Source organism: Rhizobacter sp. Root1238 (genome assembly GCF_001425825.1).
Taxonomy (GTDB): domain Bacteria; phylum Pseudomonadota; class Gammaproteobacteria; order Burkholderiales; family Burkholderiaceae_C; genus Rhizobacter.
The window spans coordinates 166,578-183,152 of record NZ_LMDM01000015.1 but is presented as its reverse complement, the minus strand read 5'-3'; the positions used below and the strand labels follow the sequence as shown (position 1 = coordinate 183,152).

Genomic DNA, 16,575 nt, shown 5'->3' with positions numbered 1-16,575 from the left:
CCGAGCACCTACACGACCGAGGCGACGAGCAACCGRCTGAGCAGCATCACGAACCCGGCCAGGAGCTTCGGCTACGACAGCGCCGGCAACACGATCAGCGACAGCGCGGCGTACACCGCGACCTACGGGCTGAACGGCTCGATCGCGAGCATCACGAAGGCGGGCGTGACCGGCAGCTACGACTACGACGCAAGCAGAAGGCGCATCCGCAAGGTGACGAGCACCGGCGAGGTGATCGTCTTCGTGTACGACCTCGAAGGCCAACTGCTGGGCGAATACGACCAGACGGGCCAGGCGATCCGCGAATACGTGTGGCTGGACAACATCCCGGTGGCGATGTTCATGCCGGACCCGGCCAACGCGAGCGGCCCGCCGCTCATCACCTACATCCACGCCGATCACCTGAATGCACCGAGGGTGGTGGTCCAGACGGGCCAGGCGATCCGCGAATACGTGTGGCTGGACAACATCCCGGTGGCGATGTTCATGCCGGACCCGGCCAACGCGAGCGGCCCGCCGCTCATCACCTACATCCACGCCGATCATCTGAATGCACCGAGGGTGGTGGTGGACACCAGCAACCGGGTGCGTTGGCACTGGCTGGCCGAGCCCTTCGGCACCACGGCGCCGGCGAACAATCCGAGCGGGCTGGGGGTCTTCACGCAGAACCTGCGCTTCAACCGGGTGCGTTGGCACTGGCTGGCCGAGCCCTTCGGCACCACGGCGCCGGCGAACAATCCGAGCGGGCTGGGGGTCTTCACGCAGAACCTGCGCTCCCCGGGGCAGTACGCGGATGCGGAGAGCGGGCTTTGGTACAACTACTTCCGCAGCTACGACTCCTCAAAAGGTGGTTACACGCAATCGGATCCGGCAGGACTGGTCGGTGGGATCAATACCTTTGCCTACGTTGAGGGAAACCCATTGCTCTCGATAGATCCGAACGGGCTGTGGAGTGCGGCAGATTTGCCTACGCCAGATCAAGGATTGGTGGACGCCGTAACGGGATTTGGTGACGGAATAAGTTTTTTTGGTTTCAGTCCAAGCAGATCGATCCGCGCCGGCTGGGACATTGATGGTGGGGTGAAATGCACCCCCGCGTATCAAGCGATGCGCGATGCAGGACAATGGTACACAACGCTATTTCCAATAGCTGGAAGGCTCGGCTACATGTCAAGGGTTGCATCCATTCCGAAAGGTGCCGCCACTGTGGAGGCGGCCTATGCAGCTCGCGCTGCAGCAAAAAGCGAATATAGATCCATCATGAGGCCTCTGATAAATTCGCTGGACCGCGATCCTTCGCTCGAGAATATCCTTGCCAAAGCGGCATTGAGAGGCGATGCATACGCAATCGGACGGGCGGGCATTTCAAATCCAAGATGGAATGCGGGAATACTCGGCTTGGGAGGAGTCGCTGTGATCCGTCAGCTGTTTAATCCCGAGGGGGCAATTTGTGAGTGCCAAAAATGACCTTCATCAATGATCGCTCGAAGTCGCATCGGAAAGTTGTACTGCGAAATCTGACAAGCGGAGCGCCGTGGGAAACTGAATTCTTTGAGTTGGATACGTCAAATGCGTCATTCAAGGTGCTATCAAGCTGCATTGCGGAAAAAGGTAAGCCCGTCGGATTCGGTTCCAAAGTTGTCAGCATATTAAGAGGGAAGCCTCTTCGGATATTTTTGGCGGTGTATTTTGCGGAAAATGAGTGGCGATTTTTCGACGGGCACGATGATTTTTCCTTAAAAGATCTGAACGTCCGATGGCGACGATATGGAGTTCAAATCCTGAGCTTCGGAGTTGCCAGTTTGGATGTATCTAGCCCTTCCGGATCAAAGTCAATAAACTACTTTAGGCCTTGGGTTCGCCATTGGTTTGAGGAAGGTTGGTCGTTGGACGATATTGATATTGGATGGGTTGTCAGTCATCTTTCGTCCGATGCAGATGCTAAGGCTCGGCTGATACAAGTGCTCGGGCTATCGGAGTAGAAGATGGCGGTCTCAAGTCTGAAGTGCAACAACTCTATCGCGAAAGACAGAGATTGGTACACGGAAGCTATGCAGTGGGCGCGCGGTTGCTTGGTGACCAGGGTAAATAGGCGTGGATCAAAAACTTGATTTGATGAAAGATGCATCTCGGAATTTCCCGGGCGTTGGCCACCGCTGTCAATTCAAAAATTGCGCGTATGGAATTGCAAATACAGGAGTTTTGCGGAAATATCTCAAATGACAAATCTCGAAAAGCTTGTGATTGCATCTCTTCCGGATGATAGTTTTGATTTTCTTTCGAGGCTTCGGCGGCTTAGATATCTACGTGTGGTTCACTTGCCAAACATCAAAAATATCGAGCCACTGAAAAGCTTGATCGGCTTGACTTCCCTTTCACTGGCGACATCGCCGTCTTGGGATCGCGCAAACAAAACCCTCGAGCTTGATTCATTGCGGCCGTTATTGGGGCTGACGGCGCTCCGACATGTCGAGTTGTTTGGTGTTCGACCCGCTGACGGATCGCTCAAAGTTCTTGAGTCAGTGAAGTCCTTGGAGACGGCAAGATTTTCGCAGTATGAGCAGGATGAGATGGACAGGTTCTTTCAGGTGATGGAGGTAAAAATGGCATTCAATCCAAACTCGTCATTCTGAGCAATGAAGCGAGCATTTACGACAATTGTTCTGGTTGTGGTGATTGGATTGGTATGGCTGCTCGCTTCGGCGCTGATGTTGACTCCCAACGGGTTGGATCGCCCATTGAAAATCATCGATGTACGAGCTTTCCCGGATGGCGGCTCAATGGAGATCGTCATTGCGGGCAACGACGGCCGTATTGTAGGCGTGGCTCGCATTGGAAAAATGAATATCGAGCGTGCTCGTCAACAGTTGCTTCTTGTTAATTATATTGGCGGGGTTCTTCCGCTAAGCAGGACAGCTGACCGCGGCTCCAGTCGAGAAGCGGAAATCAGGGAGGCTCTACAGGTTATTGCGAATAAGGCTTTGTCCACAAGTCAGCAGGCGCTTATCAGGAAATTGGACCCGACTGCTTTGCGGGACTTGGATCCAAGCGCAATTGCAGCGTTAGATATGTTGACCTGGATCGCGGACCGCAGATGACGGTCCTGGTTGTTGGATTCCAGGTGTTGGCTGGGTATTGCTTTTGATTGATGGATGCCAGGTGTACCAATGCAAGGTCAAATGCGAAGATGACAAGTGCGCACCAAAGTAATCTCGCTGAAGACGTAATGAGTTGGCTCAGGGCGAACCTGAGATTGCCGGCGTCGACCACCATGACGCTTGAGACCCGCATCAATCTAGATCTGGGGGTTGACGGTGATGACGGTGCGGAACTGTTGGATGCATTTACCAAGAGATTTGCGGTGGACATCGAATCGTTCGCCAATGCGCACTACGTTGGCCCTGAAGCTGGTGCATCACCGATGAGCTTCTTCCGTCGCATCCTGGGAGGTGCTGGTGTTCGTGGCGCTCAGTCTCTCGACCCTCTGTTCATCAAGGATCTGGTCGAACTGGTGAATCGAGCAGCGCATGACTAGAAACATTGAAGCCACGAAATGAACAAGGGCCGCTGCTCGGCCCTTGTTGCATTGGGTGGTAAATGTCCATCACCCTTGCCAGACTTGAGACCGTCAGGCTTCTATGCGAGGCATCGCTACATGCAGCCGATGCCGTCGCTGCCCATGCCACGCAGCTGCGATCTCCACCCACCTGTCGCAGCAACGGCAGCCGCCGCAATTCAGTGCAATATGGGCCGGGTGCGGCCGCCTTCATCCCACGGCATGTCGAAATCATCGGCCAGGTCGTCGAAGCGTTCGGCACCCAACATCGGACTGCCTTTGGAACCAAGCTTGGCGGCCCGCAGTTCAGCCCCATCGTCCGCCTCGCTGTCGTCATCGACGAACAAGCTCTCCAACGCCTGCATCCCCACCGCATGACCGAGGTCGAGTGCCGCAACCGCGTCGCTCGGCTGCTCGATCCACTTCAGCGGGCTCAGCTGCAGCATGCCTTCGGACGACAGCCCGAGCATCCAGCCGTACTCGATCATCACGGCCTGCTGCATCGCCATCATCTGCTCGACGCGCAGTCCCGCGAGTTCGCGGGCCAGCATCGGCAGCAGCACCTGCGGGCGCACCGCGGTGACCGCGCCGTCATGCTGCATCTGCAGCCGGCACAGCAGGCCGCCGGGGCCCCAGAACGCCGAACTGTCCTGCAACGCGGTGGCGCCGCCCTGCGGCAGCCCCATCAGCAGGGACATCTCGGACAGGAACTCATTCGAAGTGGTGGTGGTGTTCACGGTGGCAGGGCGTGCGGGAGTGGCTGATCGTGAATGCAGTGTGCATGCCGCACGCGGGCGGTGCGCTGCTGCAAGCGAACGGTCGTACGTCAGCCCGAAGTCGGGGCAGGTAAGCTGCGCGGGCTTGCGACAACTGCCAAAGGTCATGCATGACGATCACCCTCCGGCGTGCCAACCCCGATGACGCCGCCGCCTTCGCCCGCATCATGGGCGACCCGCAGGTGTTCCCCGGGCTGATGCAGATGCCCCACTCCGATGCGCATTCGTGGAAGGCGCGGCTGACCGACACCTGCGCGCCCGGCAAGACCGACCTGCCGCTGGTGGCCGAGCTGCATGGCGAGGTGGTTGGTACCGCCGGGCTGCACCCGGTCGGGCCCCACCTGCGCCGCCGCCACGCGCTGGTGCTGGGCATTTCGGTGGCGCCGTCGGCGCAAGGCAAGGGAGTCGGCAGCGCGCTGATGGCCGCGATGTGCGACTACGCCGACAACTGGGTCGGTGCGCTGCGCCTCGAGCTGACGGTGTACACCGACAACCCGGCCGCGCTGCGGCTGTACCGCAAGTTCGGCTTCGAGGTCGAAGGCACGTTCAAGGGGTATGCGCTGCGCGACGGGCTGTATGTGGATGCGCACGCGATGGTCCGCTTCCATCCGAACCCGCCGCGCATCGGGAACTGACCTGCTCGATCGGCCTGCCAGCTTGCAAGACGGCAGCTTCCAGTCGGCCGGGCGGACGACGCCGGCGCGCAGCGGTCGGCGAGGCCTGCGTCGACCCGTTGCCGCACGCCTGGAAGGACTGACCGGCCTGCGTGTGCGAGGATCGCCCCCTCGACAATGCGGCAACAGTGAAAGGGCAGGGCGTGGCAACGGTCAGAGGCAATCGATCCGTCGTGGCAGGCATCGGGCAGGCGGCGGTGCTGGCGTTGTGGATGTCGTGGCCGGCGTTGTCCGCCGCGCAGTCGGTGCCACCGTCGGTCATCGAGCCGGCGGTGACGTTTCCGGTGACCTCGGCGGCGGAGTTGATCACGCCGCTGGCGGCGCAGAACGCTGACGCCGAGCCGGCGCCCGAGACGGCGCCGCTGCGCTCGCTGTGGGCCGACCCGCGCGCGGTGGCGCGCCTGTTCCGCGAGGCCTGCATCCAGACCGAAGGCCAGCCGGCCGCGGCGGTCGACTGGGCGCTTGCGCAGGGTTTCTCGCCGGTCGACCCGATGCGCGGCTCCACCGACGAGTTGCTCGCCGGCGAGCCCGGCACGGTGCTGGCCGCGCCGGGCAGCGACAGCCGGGTGCTGCTGGTGGCCGCGGAAGGCTCGCGCTGCACGGTGTGGGCCGAGCGGGTCTCCGGACCGGCGCTGCGGCTGGCGCTGGTCGAGGTGACCGGCGAGCTGACCGGCAAGGGGGCCCGCGTGCAGCTGCAGGTGGAACGCAGCATCGAACGCGCCGGTGCCTGGCGCACCCAGATGCAATGGCGCTATCGGCGCGTCGGCGGTTCGCAGGACTTCGGCATCGGCGCGGTGACGACGCTCAGCGCGACGCCGGGGACGCAGGCCCTGAATTTCGCGCCGATGCCGGCGGCGACAGGCATCGCGCCGGACGGCGTCAGGGCACCGTGAGCCGTGTCGCGTCGCGTTGGCGGTGCCTGCTGGCAGCCGTGGGCTGCGCCGCGGTGTTCGGCGCGCAGGCGCAGACCGAGGTCGCCTTCGACAGCCTGGATCGTCGTGGCGGCCCGGTCGTCGCGCTGAAGGCCTGGTGGTTCGGTGTCGACCGGCGGCAGGCGCCCGCGGTCGTGCTGCTGCATGGCTGCAGCGGCCCGTACGACCACCGCGGCTGGCTCGGCGAGCGCATGCGCGAGTACGCGCAGCTGTTCAACCAGCAAGGCATGCATGCGCTGGTGGTGGATTCGCTGACGCCGCGCGGCGAGACCGAGCTGTGCACGCAGCGCGTCGGCACGCGGCAGGTGACGCAGGCGAATCGCCGGCTCGACGCGCTCGCGTCGCTGCACTGGCTGGCGCAACGGCCCGACGTCGATGCGCAGCGGCTGGGCCTCGTCGGCTGGTCGAACGGTGGCAGCACCGTGCTGTCGGCCACCAACCTGCGGCAGCGCGAGGTGCGCGAGGCGCCGCTGCGGCCGGCCTTCGCGGTCGCGTTCTACCCCGGTTGCGAGGCCGACCTGCGGCGCGGCTACCAGCCGTCGGCACCGCTGCTGGTGCTGGTCGGCGAGGCCGACGACTGGACGCCCGCCGAGCCCTGCCACGCGCTCGCGGCACGGGCAGCGCTCGACAGCGGCGCGGGAACCCCCGCGGTGCAGATCGAGGGTTATGCCGGGGCGTATCACGGCTTCGATTCGCATGCGCCGGTTCGCCTGCGCCCGGAGGTGCCGAACGGGCTGCATCCGGGCGACGGCGTGCACGTCGGCGGCAACCCCGAGGCGCTGCAGCGCTCGCGGCAGCGCTTGATCGAGTTCATCGCGCCCTGGACGGGCCGCTGAGCCTTCGCGGGCTCACATCAGCATCACGATGCCGTCGCGACCGGCCGACTTCGCGCCGTAGAGCGCCATGTCGGCCCGCTTCAGCAGCCGGTCGAAGGCGATGTCGGGCGGCGGGCGCTCGGTCATGCACAGGGTCGCGATGCCCATGCTGACCGTGACGAAGCCGAGCGGCGAATCGGCATGCGGGATCGCCATGTGGTGGAGGGTCTGGCGGATGCGCTCGCAGCGGCGTTCAGCGTCGTCCGCGCTGACGTCGGGCAGCAGGACCGCGAACTCCTCGCCGCCGATGCGGGCCGCGCATTCGCCGCCGCGCTCGAAGGCGGCGCCGATCGCCCGCGCGACGCGCGCCAGGCAGTCGTCGCCCGCCGCGTGCCCGTAGCGGTCGTTGAATCGCTTGAAGTGGTCGATGTCGATCATCACCAGCGTCAGCGGGCGCTGCGAACGCCAGGCGCGGCGGACTTCTTCCAGCTTGCGCTCGTCGAACGCGCGGCGGTTCGCGAGGCCGGTCAGCGCATCGCTGCGCGATTGGTGCAACAGCTCGCGGCGCGCCTGCTCCAGCTGCGCGAGGTCGCGCCAGCGTGCGAGCGCGCCGAACAGCGGCTTCGCGATGAGGGCGATCTCGCGTTCCTCGACCGCTTGCGGCAGGTCCAGGCAGGCCAGCAGCTGGCCGCTGTCGGCGGCATCGTGCCGGCACACCTGCAGCGAGCCGGCCGCGCAGCCATGCAGCAGTGCGCGGGATTCGTGGCAGTCGCTGCTTTCGGTGCACCACTGCATCTGCCAGCCGTCGACCGGGAACAGCGGCGGCAACTCGGTGCCTTCGGCCGGGCAGGCGCCGGTGCCGCCGCTGAAGGTCCAGGTCCAGCGGCGGGCGTCGCCGCGTTCGGCCAGCGCGCAGGCGCGCGAACCGAGCACCTCGGCGATGTCGGCCAACGCCATCCGGAGCGCGAGCGGATAGGCATCGGGCGGCAGGTAGATCAGGCGGGCTGACAGGCGCGAGGCCGATTCGAGCACCCGGTTCAGGCGCGTCAGGTCGGCGGTGCGCTGCTGCACCGCATGCTCGAGGCGGTCGCGCTCGGCACCGAGCCGCTGCAACGCACGGTCGCGCTCGCCGACATAGCGTGCGATGCCGCGGTGCAACTGCTGGAAGCTGTCGGCCACCAGGTCGATCTCGTCGCGCCAGCGGCGCTGCGGACGCGGCCAGATCGGCAGCGGGCCGAGTTCTTCGGGCTTCAGCAACGCCGCCTGCCGGGCGATCAGGCGCAGGCCGCGGGAGATGTCGCGGTGCAGCATCCAGGCCACCAGCAGCCCGAGCAGCACGGCCGGCAGCACGATCGCAACGGCCGTTCTGGCGACGCTGCGCCGCATCTCGGCCGACAGGCCGCTGCGATCGAAGTCGAGCTCCAGCCGGCCGAGCGCCGTGGGGTCGGCGCCCGCCGCGGCGATCGGCATCTCGACGCCGTGCAGCGCCGCGCGCGGCAGCAGGTCGTGCTGCACGCCTTGCGGCGCACCGGGCAGGTCGGACGGCGCGCCGGCCGCGTAGGTGGCGCCGGTCTCGGCGAACAGCCGCACGTTCACCATGCGCGGATAGCGGGAGATCAGGTCGAGCTCATGCTGGATCGCGCTGCCGTCGCGTCGATGCAGCGCATCGGCGAGGCGCGGCAGGCGGGTGGCGGCGATGTCGCGTGCCATCGATCGTTCGTCGTCGACCTGCGCGCCGAACGCGAGCCAGGCCTGCAGACCGAGCGACAGCGTCGAGCACACCAGGCAGCTCAGCGCGATGGCGACGAGCGTGCGCAACACCAGCGGGCGGAAGCGCCGCCCGGCCGGGGTGGGCGGCGCAGGCAGGGCAGCGCGGGTGGACGACATGTCGATGGTCATGGGAACGCCCGCGGGCGGGCGAGGGAGGCGCGACGGAGAGGCATCGTGCACGCCATTTCGGCATCGCAGCGGGCCAGCTGTTGCGGTGGCCCGTGACTTATTCCGACCCTCCGCGAGGCACCGCGGCGAGTTGACAGTTGTTGGCGATTGAAGCGCTCAGGTCGCCGGCAAACGCATCGATCCGGCCTTGCCATGCGCCGAGGGCTCCGCCCACAATGAACCCATGACAGCCCCATCGTCACGCCCGGATCACCTGCCCGTCGCCACGGGTGCCGAGCCGGTCCGGCGCGGCGGCTGGCAAGGGCTTCTGCAGCATCTGTCCGCACTGGGCCGCAACGGCCCGATGCTGAGCCCGCAGCGCCAGCGTCGGGCCGTCGCCGACGCCCATCTCGGCCCGATGCTGCTGGTGAATGCCGCGGGGCGCATCGACCACGCGAACGCTGCCGCGCAGGCCTGCTTCAACGGGCCGCCCGGCGGTCTGCTGCAGGGGCGAGACATCGCCGATCTCTTCAGCGGCACGGTCCGCCTCGGCGACCGGGCGGCGGTGTGGCCGCCGGGCGATGCACCGCAACACGGTTTCGAATGCGAATCTCAAGACCTGCAGCACCGCCATCTGGTCGTGCGGGCGACGCCGCGGTTCGGCGTGTTCGGCAGCGTGTCGGGCTGGACGGTCTCCGTGCGCGACTGCACCGCCGAGCAACTCGCTCAGCAGCAGCTCGACGCGGCGCTTCGCCTGCTCAACCACGACCTGCGTGCGCCGCACTCCACCATCCTCAGCGTGGTCGAGTTGTGGCGGTTGCGCCAGGGCGCGATGAACGAAGCCGATCTGCTGTCGCAGGTCGAAAACAACGCGATCACTGCGTTGTCGATGGCCGACAACTTCGTTCGCTATGTGCGAGCGCAGCAAACCGAGCTGCGCTGCGAAACGATCGACCTGAACGAGGTGGCAGCCGAGGCGGTCGACGATCTGTGGGAACGCTCACGCGAACGCCGGGTCACGGTCCGCCGTCCCCAGTCCGGGGGGGCACCGGTGCATGTCGTCGGCGATGCGCAACTGCTGCAGCGGGCGCTCGGTCATTTGCTCCGGCATGCGCTCGGGCGCAGCCCGGGAGGAGCCAGCATCCAATGCCATGTGGTCTGCAGCGGCACCGGTGCTGCTTTCGAAGTGACTGACCACGGCGCGACGCCAGAGGCCGTTGAGGGCGGTGTCGATCTCGCCGGCAGCCGGGCCGTCAAGGCCGGCGATGGCGTGCCGGTGCTGCCGGCGGAGGGCGACTACGCGCTCGGGTTCGCCGCGCTGGTGGCACGCCGCCACGGCGGCATGCTGCGTCAGCGCCGTGCCACCACGCAAGGGCTGACAATGAGCCTGTCCCTGCCCCGGCTTCAGTCCGGCGGGGCGGATTCGGGTCCCACGCCGACGGCCCCGGCGGTCGCGGCTGTCCCGGCCTCGTCCAGCGTCTCGAGCCGGTACCCCACGCCATAGACGGCGCTGAGCCGATAGCCGGAAGAAGGTCGCAAGCCGAGCTTGTTGCGAAGGTTCGAGACATGCGTGTCCAGGCTTCGCGACCAGATCTCCGGATTCACGCCCCACACCTTCTCGAGCAGGTGCTGTCTCGACAACAGGCGGCCCACGTTGTGGAACAGGAAGTGCGCCAGCTCGTACTCCTTCTGCTTCAACTCGATCGCCTGTCCGTCGATCGACAGCACGCGCCGCCGGGTGTCGAAGCTGTAGCGGCCGAAGGATTCGACTTCGCTCGTGGCCGCGGGGTAGCTGCGGCGCATCAGCGCGGTCACGCGCGCGGCCAGTTCGCCGACCCGCACCGGCTTGGTCAGGTAGTCGTCGGCACCGTTGGCCAACGCGTCCATCAGGTCGCGCTCTTCATTGCGATTCGTCACGAAGAGGATCGGGATGCGGTGCTCGACCTTGTTCCGAACCCAGGTCACGATTTCGGGTCCGGTCATGTCGGGCAGGTGCCAGTCGAGGACCAGGAAATCGAAGGTGTCGCGCCGCATCTGCCGGATCAGCGCCTGGCCGCGCTCGAACCCCTGGCAATCGTGCCCGAGGCTGGAGATGGCATGCGAGATCAAGTCGACCTGTGAAGGATCGTCGTCAACGATTGCGACTCTCATCGGGTCCCCCGGAGGAAGCGGCCAGCCTGCGAGGGCCGGTCCGTGAGTTTGAACATACATGAAAACGGGTCTCTTTTGGAAGGACACGCACGGGGTTGACGCGTCAAGGGTCGAAGCGGTAGCCGACGCCGTACACCGCGACGATGCCCGAGCCTTGAGGTCGCACTTCTTCGAGCTTGCGTCGCAGGTTGCGGATGTGGCTGTCGACGGTGCGGTCGGCGGTGTCGCGAAAGTCCTGCCGCACCGCGTCGAGCAGCTGGGCGCGCGACAGGATGGCGCCGGCGCGAACCAGCAGTGCGCGCAGGATGCGGTATTCGGAGGTTGTCAGGTCGAGCGCGCGGCCCTGCCACAGGATGCGCTGCGCCGCCTCATTGACGTCGAAGCCGCCGTGCGACATGGTGCGGAACTGGCCGGTGACGCGGCGCCATTGCGCCTTCACGCGCGCGGCGACCTCGCGCGGGCTGAACGGCTTGCAGACATAGTCGTCCGCGCCGGCTTCCAGGCCGAGCAGGCGATCGACTTCATCGATGCGGGCCGTCAGCATGATGATGGGCACCGAGGAAAACTCGCGGATCGAGCGGCACACTTCGAGGCCGTCGAGGCCCGGCAGCATCAGGTCCAGCAGCAGGATCGATGCGCGTTGCATGCGCACCTCGTTCACGGCCGCGACGCCGTTGTGGACCACCAGCGTCTGCCAGCCTTGCGCACGCAGGTAGTTGCCGAGCATGTCGGCGATCTTCACGTCGTCCTCGGCGATGAGGATCGAGGTGGTGTCCATCGAGCTGTTCATGCGGAGGCTCCTTGCTGCTGCGCCTTCACCGGAAGCATCACTTGCATCGCCAGGCCTCCCCACGTCGACGGGCTGGCATCGACCGTGCCACCGTGGGCGATCACGATGGCGCGCACGATCGCGAGGCCCAGGCCGCTGCCGGTGCCGCTGCGCTGGCGGGACCGGTCGCCGCGGAACAGCGGCTCGAAGATGTGGGGGATGTCGGCCGGCTCGACGCAGGGCGCCGAGTCTTCGACGGTCAGCCTCAGGTGCTGGCCGTCCTCGCTCGGCGCCCACGACACGCGCACGCGCCCCGGGCGGGTCGTGTAGCGGCCGCTGTTGGTCAACAGGTTCCGCAACACCTGCTCGATGCGAACCGGATCCCACGAGGCCCGCAGCATGCGCGGCGCGGCGGCAGTCACCTCCACCTCCAGGCCATCGAGCGACGGATGGCGGACGAGCTTCGCAACGACGTATTCCAGCGTGTCCAGCGGATCCAGATCGACCTTGTGGCAAGGCAGGCTGCCGAGGTCGGCGACCGCCAGCAGGTGCAGGTCGTCGACGATGCGCACCATGTGGCGGACTTCCTCGCCGAGGTTCATCACCAGGGCGCGGTTGGGTTCGCGTGCGCCGTCTTCCATCGATTCGATCTCGCCTTGCAGCACCGACAGCGGCGTGCGCAGCTCATGGGAGATCTGCGCCATCCACTTGCGCCGGGTCAGCTCCAGGCGGCGCAGCGAGGTCGCCATCGCCGACACGTCGTGCGACAACTGCGCGATCTCCTGCGGGCCGTCGAACGACGGCTCGGCCGACTCGAAATGGCCGGCAGCGAGCTTGCGCGTGACCTCCTGAAGTGCGCCGAGCGGCCGGCTCCATCGGCGGGCGACGCGCACCGCCAGGGCCATCGAGACGACCAGCGACACGAAGGCGGCGACTGCGACGCCCTGGTACTGGCTTTGCAGGAAATCGATGTCCGATTCGCCGGTGCGGCCGCCGAGATCCAGCAGGGCGGTGCCCACCGCACGACCGTTGACGAGAATCTCGCGGCGCAGCGTGCGGCCGCTCGGTTCGGCCGGACTGCCTGCGATCCGCACGCCGCTCGTGTCGAGGATCCGGATGCGGCCCGCGAAGCCGGGTGGCCGGACGCGGCTGCCCTGGGCACCGGGGGCCGGCTCCCGCGGATCGCCCTCGCGGGCGAGAAAGCCGTCGATCAGCTTGCGCATGCCGTCGAAGTCGGAGGCCACCGCGGCCAGGCCGCCCCGGTCGCTCGCCTGCTCGCCGACGTAGACCGCGAATCGATTCAGCCGGCGCGACTCGCGATCGTGGACATAGTCGGATGCGCCGCCACTCAGGCTGAGCAGTGCGCCGACGACGACGCAGAGCACCGACAGACCGACTGTCGCCAGCAGCAGCAGCGCCAATTGATGGACCATTCGCAAGCGCATCGCAGGGATCTTCTGATCGTGGGGTGATGTCGGTGTTGTCGGCGTGTGCCGGCGCGATGACAGGGTCCAAAGCGCAGGTCTGTGCATGCTCGGTGCAGAGGCCTCGACTTGGCAACGAGGGTTCGCAATCGTTGACATTTGCTGCCCTCGAAACGGGCACTTGTGGGTGGCATTCGCATTCTGTTACCCCGATCATTCGGGCCTGCCCACTCGCAACAAATTGCAACCATGGCTTCTACCCATTCGATCTCCCGCGGCTTCACCCTTGTCGAACTGAGCGTCGTCCTCGCCGTCGCGCTGGTGACCGTGGCGGTGGCGCTCCCCGGGTACAGCGCCCAGGTCCGGAAGTCGCGCGCCATGCCTGCGCTGATGGAACTGTCAGTGGCCGGCATCAAGATGGAAAAGGCCTTCCAGCGCAACCAGCGCTACGGAACCGGCGGGAAATGTGCGGTTCTGGATACCGAGGTGGAACATTTCTCGGTGCATTGCTCACTCAGGGACGACGGAGGCGGTTACACGCTCGATGCCATCGGCCATGGGCCGATGGCGGGCTACCAGTACCGCACCGACGAAAAGGGCCGCCAACAGACGATCTCCCTGCCCCAGGCGGGCAACGCAACCCAGGCAGCGTTGCCTTGCTGGTCGCCGGATGGTCGTGCCTGCGGGGCGTGAGATTGCCGCTATCGATCGAGCTTTTCATGACCAATACCTTGGATACCTCGCGTCCGCGCGCCGATGAGCAGCCTCTCCTGTTGAGTCTCGCCCGCGCGGACCCGGCGGGTGCCGCGTCCGACGCCTCGACCCGCATCGAGGATGTCGATGCAACGGAACGCGCGACCGACACGTTCACCGAGACGCCGATGGACATGCCGACGGCGTTGCCGGAAGACACCGTGTTCGTCGTGGCACAGGACGAGCGGCACCGTGCAAGGTTCCGCCGGGTCTGTGCCAACCTCGGCCGGCCGTGCGTGGTGGCCTCGGTGTCTGAAGTCATCGTGCAGGCGCCTCGCACCGGACCGGCCCGGCTGGCGATCGTTGCAGCCAACGGCCTCGACGTCCCGCTCGGCGCCGTGCTCGATGCCTTGCGCGATGCGGGCGTGTCGTCGGTGGCCTTGTACGGCCCGGCGTTCGGCAGCCTGGTGCATCTGCTCGCGCTGGAACTTGGTTTCGATCACGTCTGGGGCGACCTGGCCCATGAAGATGCACTGGCCGTGCTGATCCGGCATGCCGGGCAACGGATCCAGAAGAGTCGCGTGGCTCGCGTCGACGATTCGATCGGCGACACCGGGCTGACGGTCGACACCGCGAGCCTGACCTGCACGGTGCGGGGCGTGCCGTTCTCGCTGGGCATCTCGTCGCTGTACACGCTGAAGCTGTTGCTCGACCGGGCACCGCATCCGGTCAGCCGGGCCGACATCGAAGCCGTGATTCCGGCCACGAAGGCAGGCCGCATCGGTGGCACGCGTGTCGTCGATGCGCATGTGTCGCGGCTGCGCCAGCGGCTGCGCGAGGTCGGTGCCGATGCGGTGCGAATCGTGGCCATTCGTGGCAAGGGCTATCGGCTGACGACCGCCGTGGCCTCGGACGGCGAAGAACTCGAGATCGACTGATCGCCGGCGGGAGCCTCCTCCTGCTTCAGCCGGGCGATGTCGTAGCGCAGCCGCACCATCTCGTGCGGCGAGCGCGCGTCGTAGAGGCCGCGGATGCGATGGCCCCGGTCGATCAGGAACGCGCGCTCGGTGTGGGGCGGCAGGCCGTCCGCGCCGAGCGTCGTGATGTCGGAGTAGAGGCTGCGGCGCGCCCAGGCTTCGACGGCTTGCGGATGGCCCGTCAGCAGCACCCACTCCTTGGGCAGTCCGAACTTGCTGCTGTAGTTGGCCAGCGCACGCGCGTCGTCGGTCAGCGGCGACACCGTCAGCGACACGAAGCGCGGCGCCTGCGCACCCAGGCTCGCCTGCAGGGTTCGCAACAAGTCCATCGACACCGGACACACCGACACGCAACCGGCGAAGAACAGGTTGACGACGGTCGGGCCGCCGTCAAGCAAGCGATCGTCGACAGCTGTCTCGCGGTGGTCGGTGAACTCGAAGCCATCGACCCGCAGCATCGACGAGATGCGACCCCAGCGCGGACGAAGGTCGGACGACGCGTAGAAGGGCAAGGTGTCGTGCGCGAGGGCCGAGCCCGGATTTCGCCAGTCGGCCCACAGCGACCAGGCGGCGCCGGCCGCCAGCAAGAAGCCGGAAGCCAGCACGATCTTCGAGAGCCGCCTTTTCATGGTCTACGGCCTGGGCTTGCCGCTCAGTCCGTCGTGGCAGCCGTGCCGCGGAAGCACCCGACGGTGTAGGGGAAGTCGTCGGTCGTGTGGTAGTGGTACTCCGACGATGGCGCTCCGGCGTGGATGTGGCCATGACACTTGTCCAGGTCGGAACTCTTCAGTGCCGTGCCGCCCTCACCAAGATTGCCGTAGATGCCGAAACCGTCGCTGGCATAGCCGACCAGCGCCGAGTGCTGGCCCGCCACATCCGCGGTGAGGCCGCAGGCCGGGAGGCTGTGGTAGTGGTACGCGTCCGTCGAGGGATGCCCGCCGCAGGCATCGGTGATCTCCCACGCACGAGCGTCTCGCGACACGGCGTCTGTTGCGGCAAAGAGCCGTGCGCCGGTCAGGAACACACCGATCGCGCCGTAGCCCACGCAGCTTGGTGTGTCGTGGTAGGTCGGCGTGCTCGGCAAGCCCCAGGCGATGGTCTTCGATTTGATCGAATTGGGGTTGCCATCGTATTGCTTGAGGGTGGTGTCGGTGATGGGGAAGTCACCGGTGTTGTGGCCGGGCAGGCCGTTGCCGCCGATGCTTGGCCAGCTGACGGAGAAGGTGGAACTCAACGTTCCTGTGGCCGCCTTGGTGACTGCGACGTAGAGCTTCTTGGTCAGATCCCAGGTGGTGGCGGTGGTGGTCGATCCGCTGTTGGTGCCGTTGAACCAGGGACCTGCATCGCCCTTCTGAAACTTGCCAGCGTTTGAGCTGCAGAGATACAGGTACCCGACCTGCGGCGTCGTTGTCGTCATGAGGTAGTCGCCCAGGGGCAATTTGGTCGTGTCCAGCTCCGAAGTCGATCCGCCGCTCGATCCGCCCGAAGACGCCGCCACCGGCGTCACGCTCTTGCTCGCCGACGACGCCGACCCGGCCGAATTGACCGCTGTCACCCCGCAGGTGTACGTGGTCCCGTTCGTCATCCCGGTCACGGTGATCGGGCTGCTGGAGCCCGTGACCGACCGAGTCGTGACCCCGGTGGCCGTGCAGTCGCCGTTGTAGGTCGTCGCGGCCCCGCCGCTGGTCGATGCCGTGAACGTCAACACCGCCTGGCGGTCGCCGGCCGTTGCCGAATTCAGCGTCGGCGAGCCGGGGGCCGTCACGCTGGACGACGAACCGTTGCCGCCGCACGCGGCGACCATCAGCAGCGGACCGATCTGCATCAGCGATCGGATGAGTTGAACTGCGCGCGAGGGGGTTTGGGTCACGGGGGGCTCCAGAGAACGGTTGCAGGAACGTCGGATGAAACGCACCCTGGACGGTAGAGA

Annotated in this window: 18 protein-coding genes; 11 read left to right on the top strand and 7 right to left on the bottom strand. The window is 66.0% G+C overall.

Annotated elements, in window-relative coordinates; genetic code table 11:
- From ASC98_RS14135 to ASC98_RS29455, 5 genes are all read left to right on the top strand, one after another.
- Positions 1-1,467 (top strand): RHS repeat-associated core domain-containing protein (locus tag ASC98_RS14135; protein ID WP_162252892.1); only part of this gene is annotated, 1,467 nt, incomplete at its 5' end.
- Positions 1,464-1,982, top strand: a complete 519-nt coding sequence (locus ASC98_RS30385; protein ID WP_157597687.1) for a hypothetical protein — start codon at positions 1,464-1,466, stop codon at positions 1,980-1,982. The genes ASC98_RS14135 and ASC98_RS30385, both read left to right, overlap by 4 nt.
- Before the next feature lie 237 nt (positions 1,983-2,219).
- A complete protein-coding gene (locus tag ASC98_RS29460; RefSeq protein ID WP_235581267.1) occupies positions 2,220-2,633 on the top strand; it encodes a hypothetical protein in 414 nt (137 codons plus the stop codon).
- 3 nt (positions 2,634-2,636) lie between these two features.
- Positions 2,637-3,098: a hypothetical protein gene (locus ASC98_RS30380; protein WP_157597688.1), complete on the top strand. Its 462-nt coding sequence runs from the start codon at positions 2,637-2,639 to the stop codon at positions 3,096-3,098.
- Positions 3,099-3,271: 173 nt separating this feature from the next.
- Positions 3,272-3,535 (top strand): DUF1493 family protein, encoded by a 264-nt coding sequence (locus ASC98_RS29455; RefSeq protein ID WP_235581266.1) that lies wholly within the window; start codon positions 3,272-3,274, stop codon positions 3,533-3,535.
- Positions 3,536-3,735: 200 nt separating this feature from the next.
- On the opposite strand, the gene ASC98_RS14130 is transcribed toward ASC98_RS29455, so the two are convergent.
- Positions 3,736-4,440, bottom strand: a complete 705-nt coding sequence (locus tag ASC98_RS14130; RefSeq protein ID WP_157597689.1) for a hypothetical protein — start codon at positions 4,438-4,440, stop codon at positions 3,736-3,738.
- 2 nt (positions 4,441-4,442) lie between these two features.
- On the opposite strand from ASC98_RS14130, the gene ASC98_RS14125 reads away from it, so the two are divergent.
- From ASC98_RS14125 to ASC98_RS14115, 3 genes are all read left to right on the top strand, one after another.
- Positions 4,443-4,967, top strand: coding sequence for a GNAT family N-acetyltransferase (locus ASC98_RS14125; RefSeq protein WP_056812027.1), 525 nt, complete (start codon positions 4,443-4,445; stop codon positions 4,965-4,967).
- Positions 4,968-5,179: 212 nt separating this feature from the next.
- Positions 5,180-5,899: a hypothetical protein gene (locus ASC98_RS31090; protein ID WP_056812025.1), complete on the top strand. Its 720-nt coding sequence runs from the start codon at positions 5,180-5,182 to the stop codon at positions 5,897-5,899.
- Positions 5,896-6,774 carry a dienelactone hydrolase family protein gene (locus ASC98_RS14115; protein ID WP_056812023.1) on the top strand — a complete coding sequence of 293 codons (879 nt, stop codon included), beginning with the start codon at positions 5,896-5,898 and terminating at the stop codon, positions 6,772-6,774. The genes ASC98_RS31090 and ASC98_RS14115 overlap by 4 nt, the downstream gene beginning before the upstream one ends.
- Positions 6,775-6,786: 12 nt before the next feature.
- Here ASC98_RS14115 and ASC98_RS14110 read toward each other — a convergent pair whose 3' ends face one another.
- Positions 6,787-8,652: a GGDEF domain-containing protein gene (locus tag ASC98_RS14110; RefSeq protein WP_056812019.1), complete on the bottom strand. Its 1,866-nt coding sequence runs from the start codon at positions 8,650-8,652 to the stop codon at positions 6,787-6,789.
- A gap of 223 nt (positions 8,653-8,875) precedes the next feature.
- Between ASC98_RS14110 and ASC98_RS14105 the strand changes: the two genes are divergently transcribed.
- Complete coding sequence (locus ASC98_RS14105) at positions 8,876-10,135, top strand: PAS domain-containing protein (protein ID WP_157597691.1); 1,260 nt, start codon at positions 8,876-8,878, stop codon at positions 10,133-10,135.
- Here ASC98_RS14105 and ASC98_RS14100 read toward each other — a convergent pair.
- From ASC98_RS14100 to ASC98_RS14090, 3 genes are all read right to left on the bottom strand, one after another.
- Positions 10,036-10,782 carry a response regulator transcription factor gene (locus tag ASC98_RS14100; protein WP_056812013.1) on the bottom strand — a complete coding sequence of 249 codons (747 nt, stop codon included), beginning with the start codon at positions 10,780-10,782 and terminating at the stop codon, positions 10,036-10,038. The two genes, ASC98_RS14105 and ASC98_RS14100, sit on opposite strands and share 100 nt — an antisense overlap.
- A 103-nt stretch (positions 10,783-10,885) precedes the next feature.
- Positions 10,886-11,572, bottom strand: coding sequence for a response regulator (locus tag ASC98_RS14095; RefSeq protein WP_056812010.1), 687 nt, complete (start codon positions 11,570-11,572; stop codon positions 10,886-10,888).
- A complete protein-coding gene (locus tag ASC98_RS14090) occupies positions 11,569-12,972 on the bottom strand; it encodes an ATP-binding protein (RefSeq protein ID WP_056812007.1) in 1,404 nt (467 codons plus the stop codon). The genes ASC98_RS14095 and ASC98_RS14090 overlap by 4 nt, the downstream gene beginning before the upstream one ends.
- 252 nt (positions 12,973-13,224) lie before the next feature.
- On the opposite strand from ASC98_RS14090, the gene ASC98_RS14085 reads away from it, so the two are divergent.
- Together ASC98_RS14085 and ASC98_RS14080 are read left to right on the top strand one after the other, a co-directional pair.
- Positions 13,225-13,668 (top strand): type IV pilin protein, encoded by a 444-nt coding sequence (locus tag ASC98_RS14085; RefSeq protein WP_056812003.1) that lies wholly within the window; start codon positions 13,225-13,227, stop codon positions 13,666-13,668.
- On the top strand, positions 13,632-14,606 hold the full coding sequence (locus ASC98_RS14080; protein WP_162249224.1) for a winged helix-turn-helix domain-containing protein: 975 nt from the start codon (positions 13,632-13,634) through the stop codon (positions 14,604-14,606). The genes ASC98_RS14085 and ASC98_RS14080 overlap by 37 nt, the downstream gene beginning before the upstream one ends.
- Here ASC98_RS14080 and ASC98_RS14075 read toward each other — a convergent pair.
- Together ASC98_RS14075 and ASC98_RS14070 are read right to left on the bottom strand one after the other, a co-directional pair.
- Complete coding sequence (locus tag ASC98_RS14075; RefSeq protein WP_056811997.1) at positions 14,552-15,274, bottom strand: SCO family protein; 723 nt, start codon at positions 15,272-15,274, stop codon at positions 14,552-14,554. The two genes, ASC98_RS14080 and ASC98_RS14075, sit on opposite strands and share 55 nt — an antisense overlap.
- A 23-nt stretch (positions 15,275-15,297) precedes the next feature.
- Positions 15,298-16,515 (bottom strand): YHYH protein, encoded by a 1,218-nt coding sequence (locus ASC98_RS14070; RefSeq protein WP_157597693.1) that lies wholly within the window; start codon positions 16,513-16,515, stop codon positions 15,298-15,300.
- Positions 16,516-16,575: the final 60 nt, after the last annotated feature.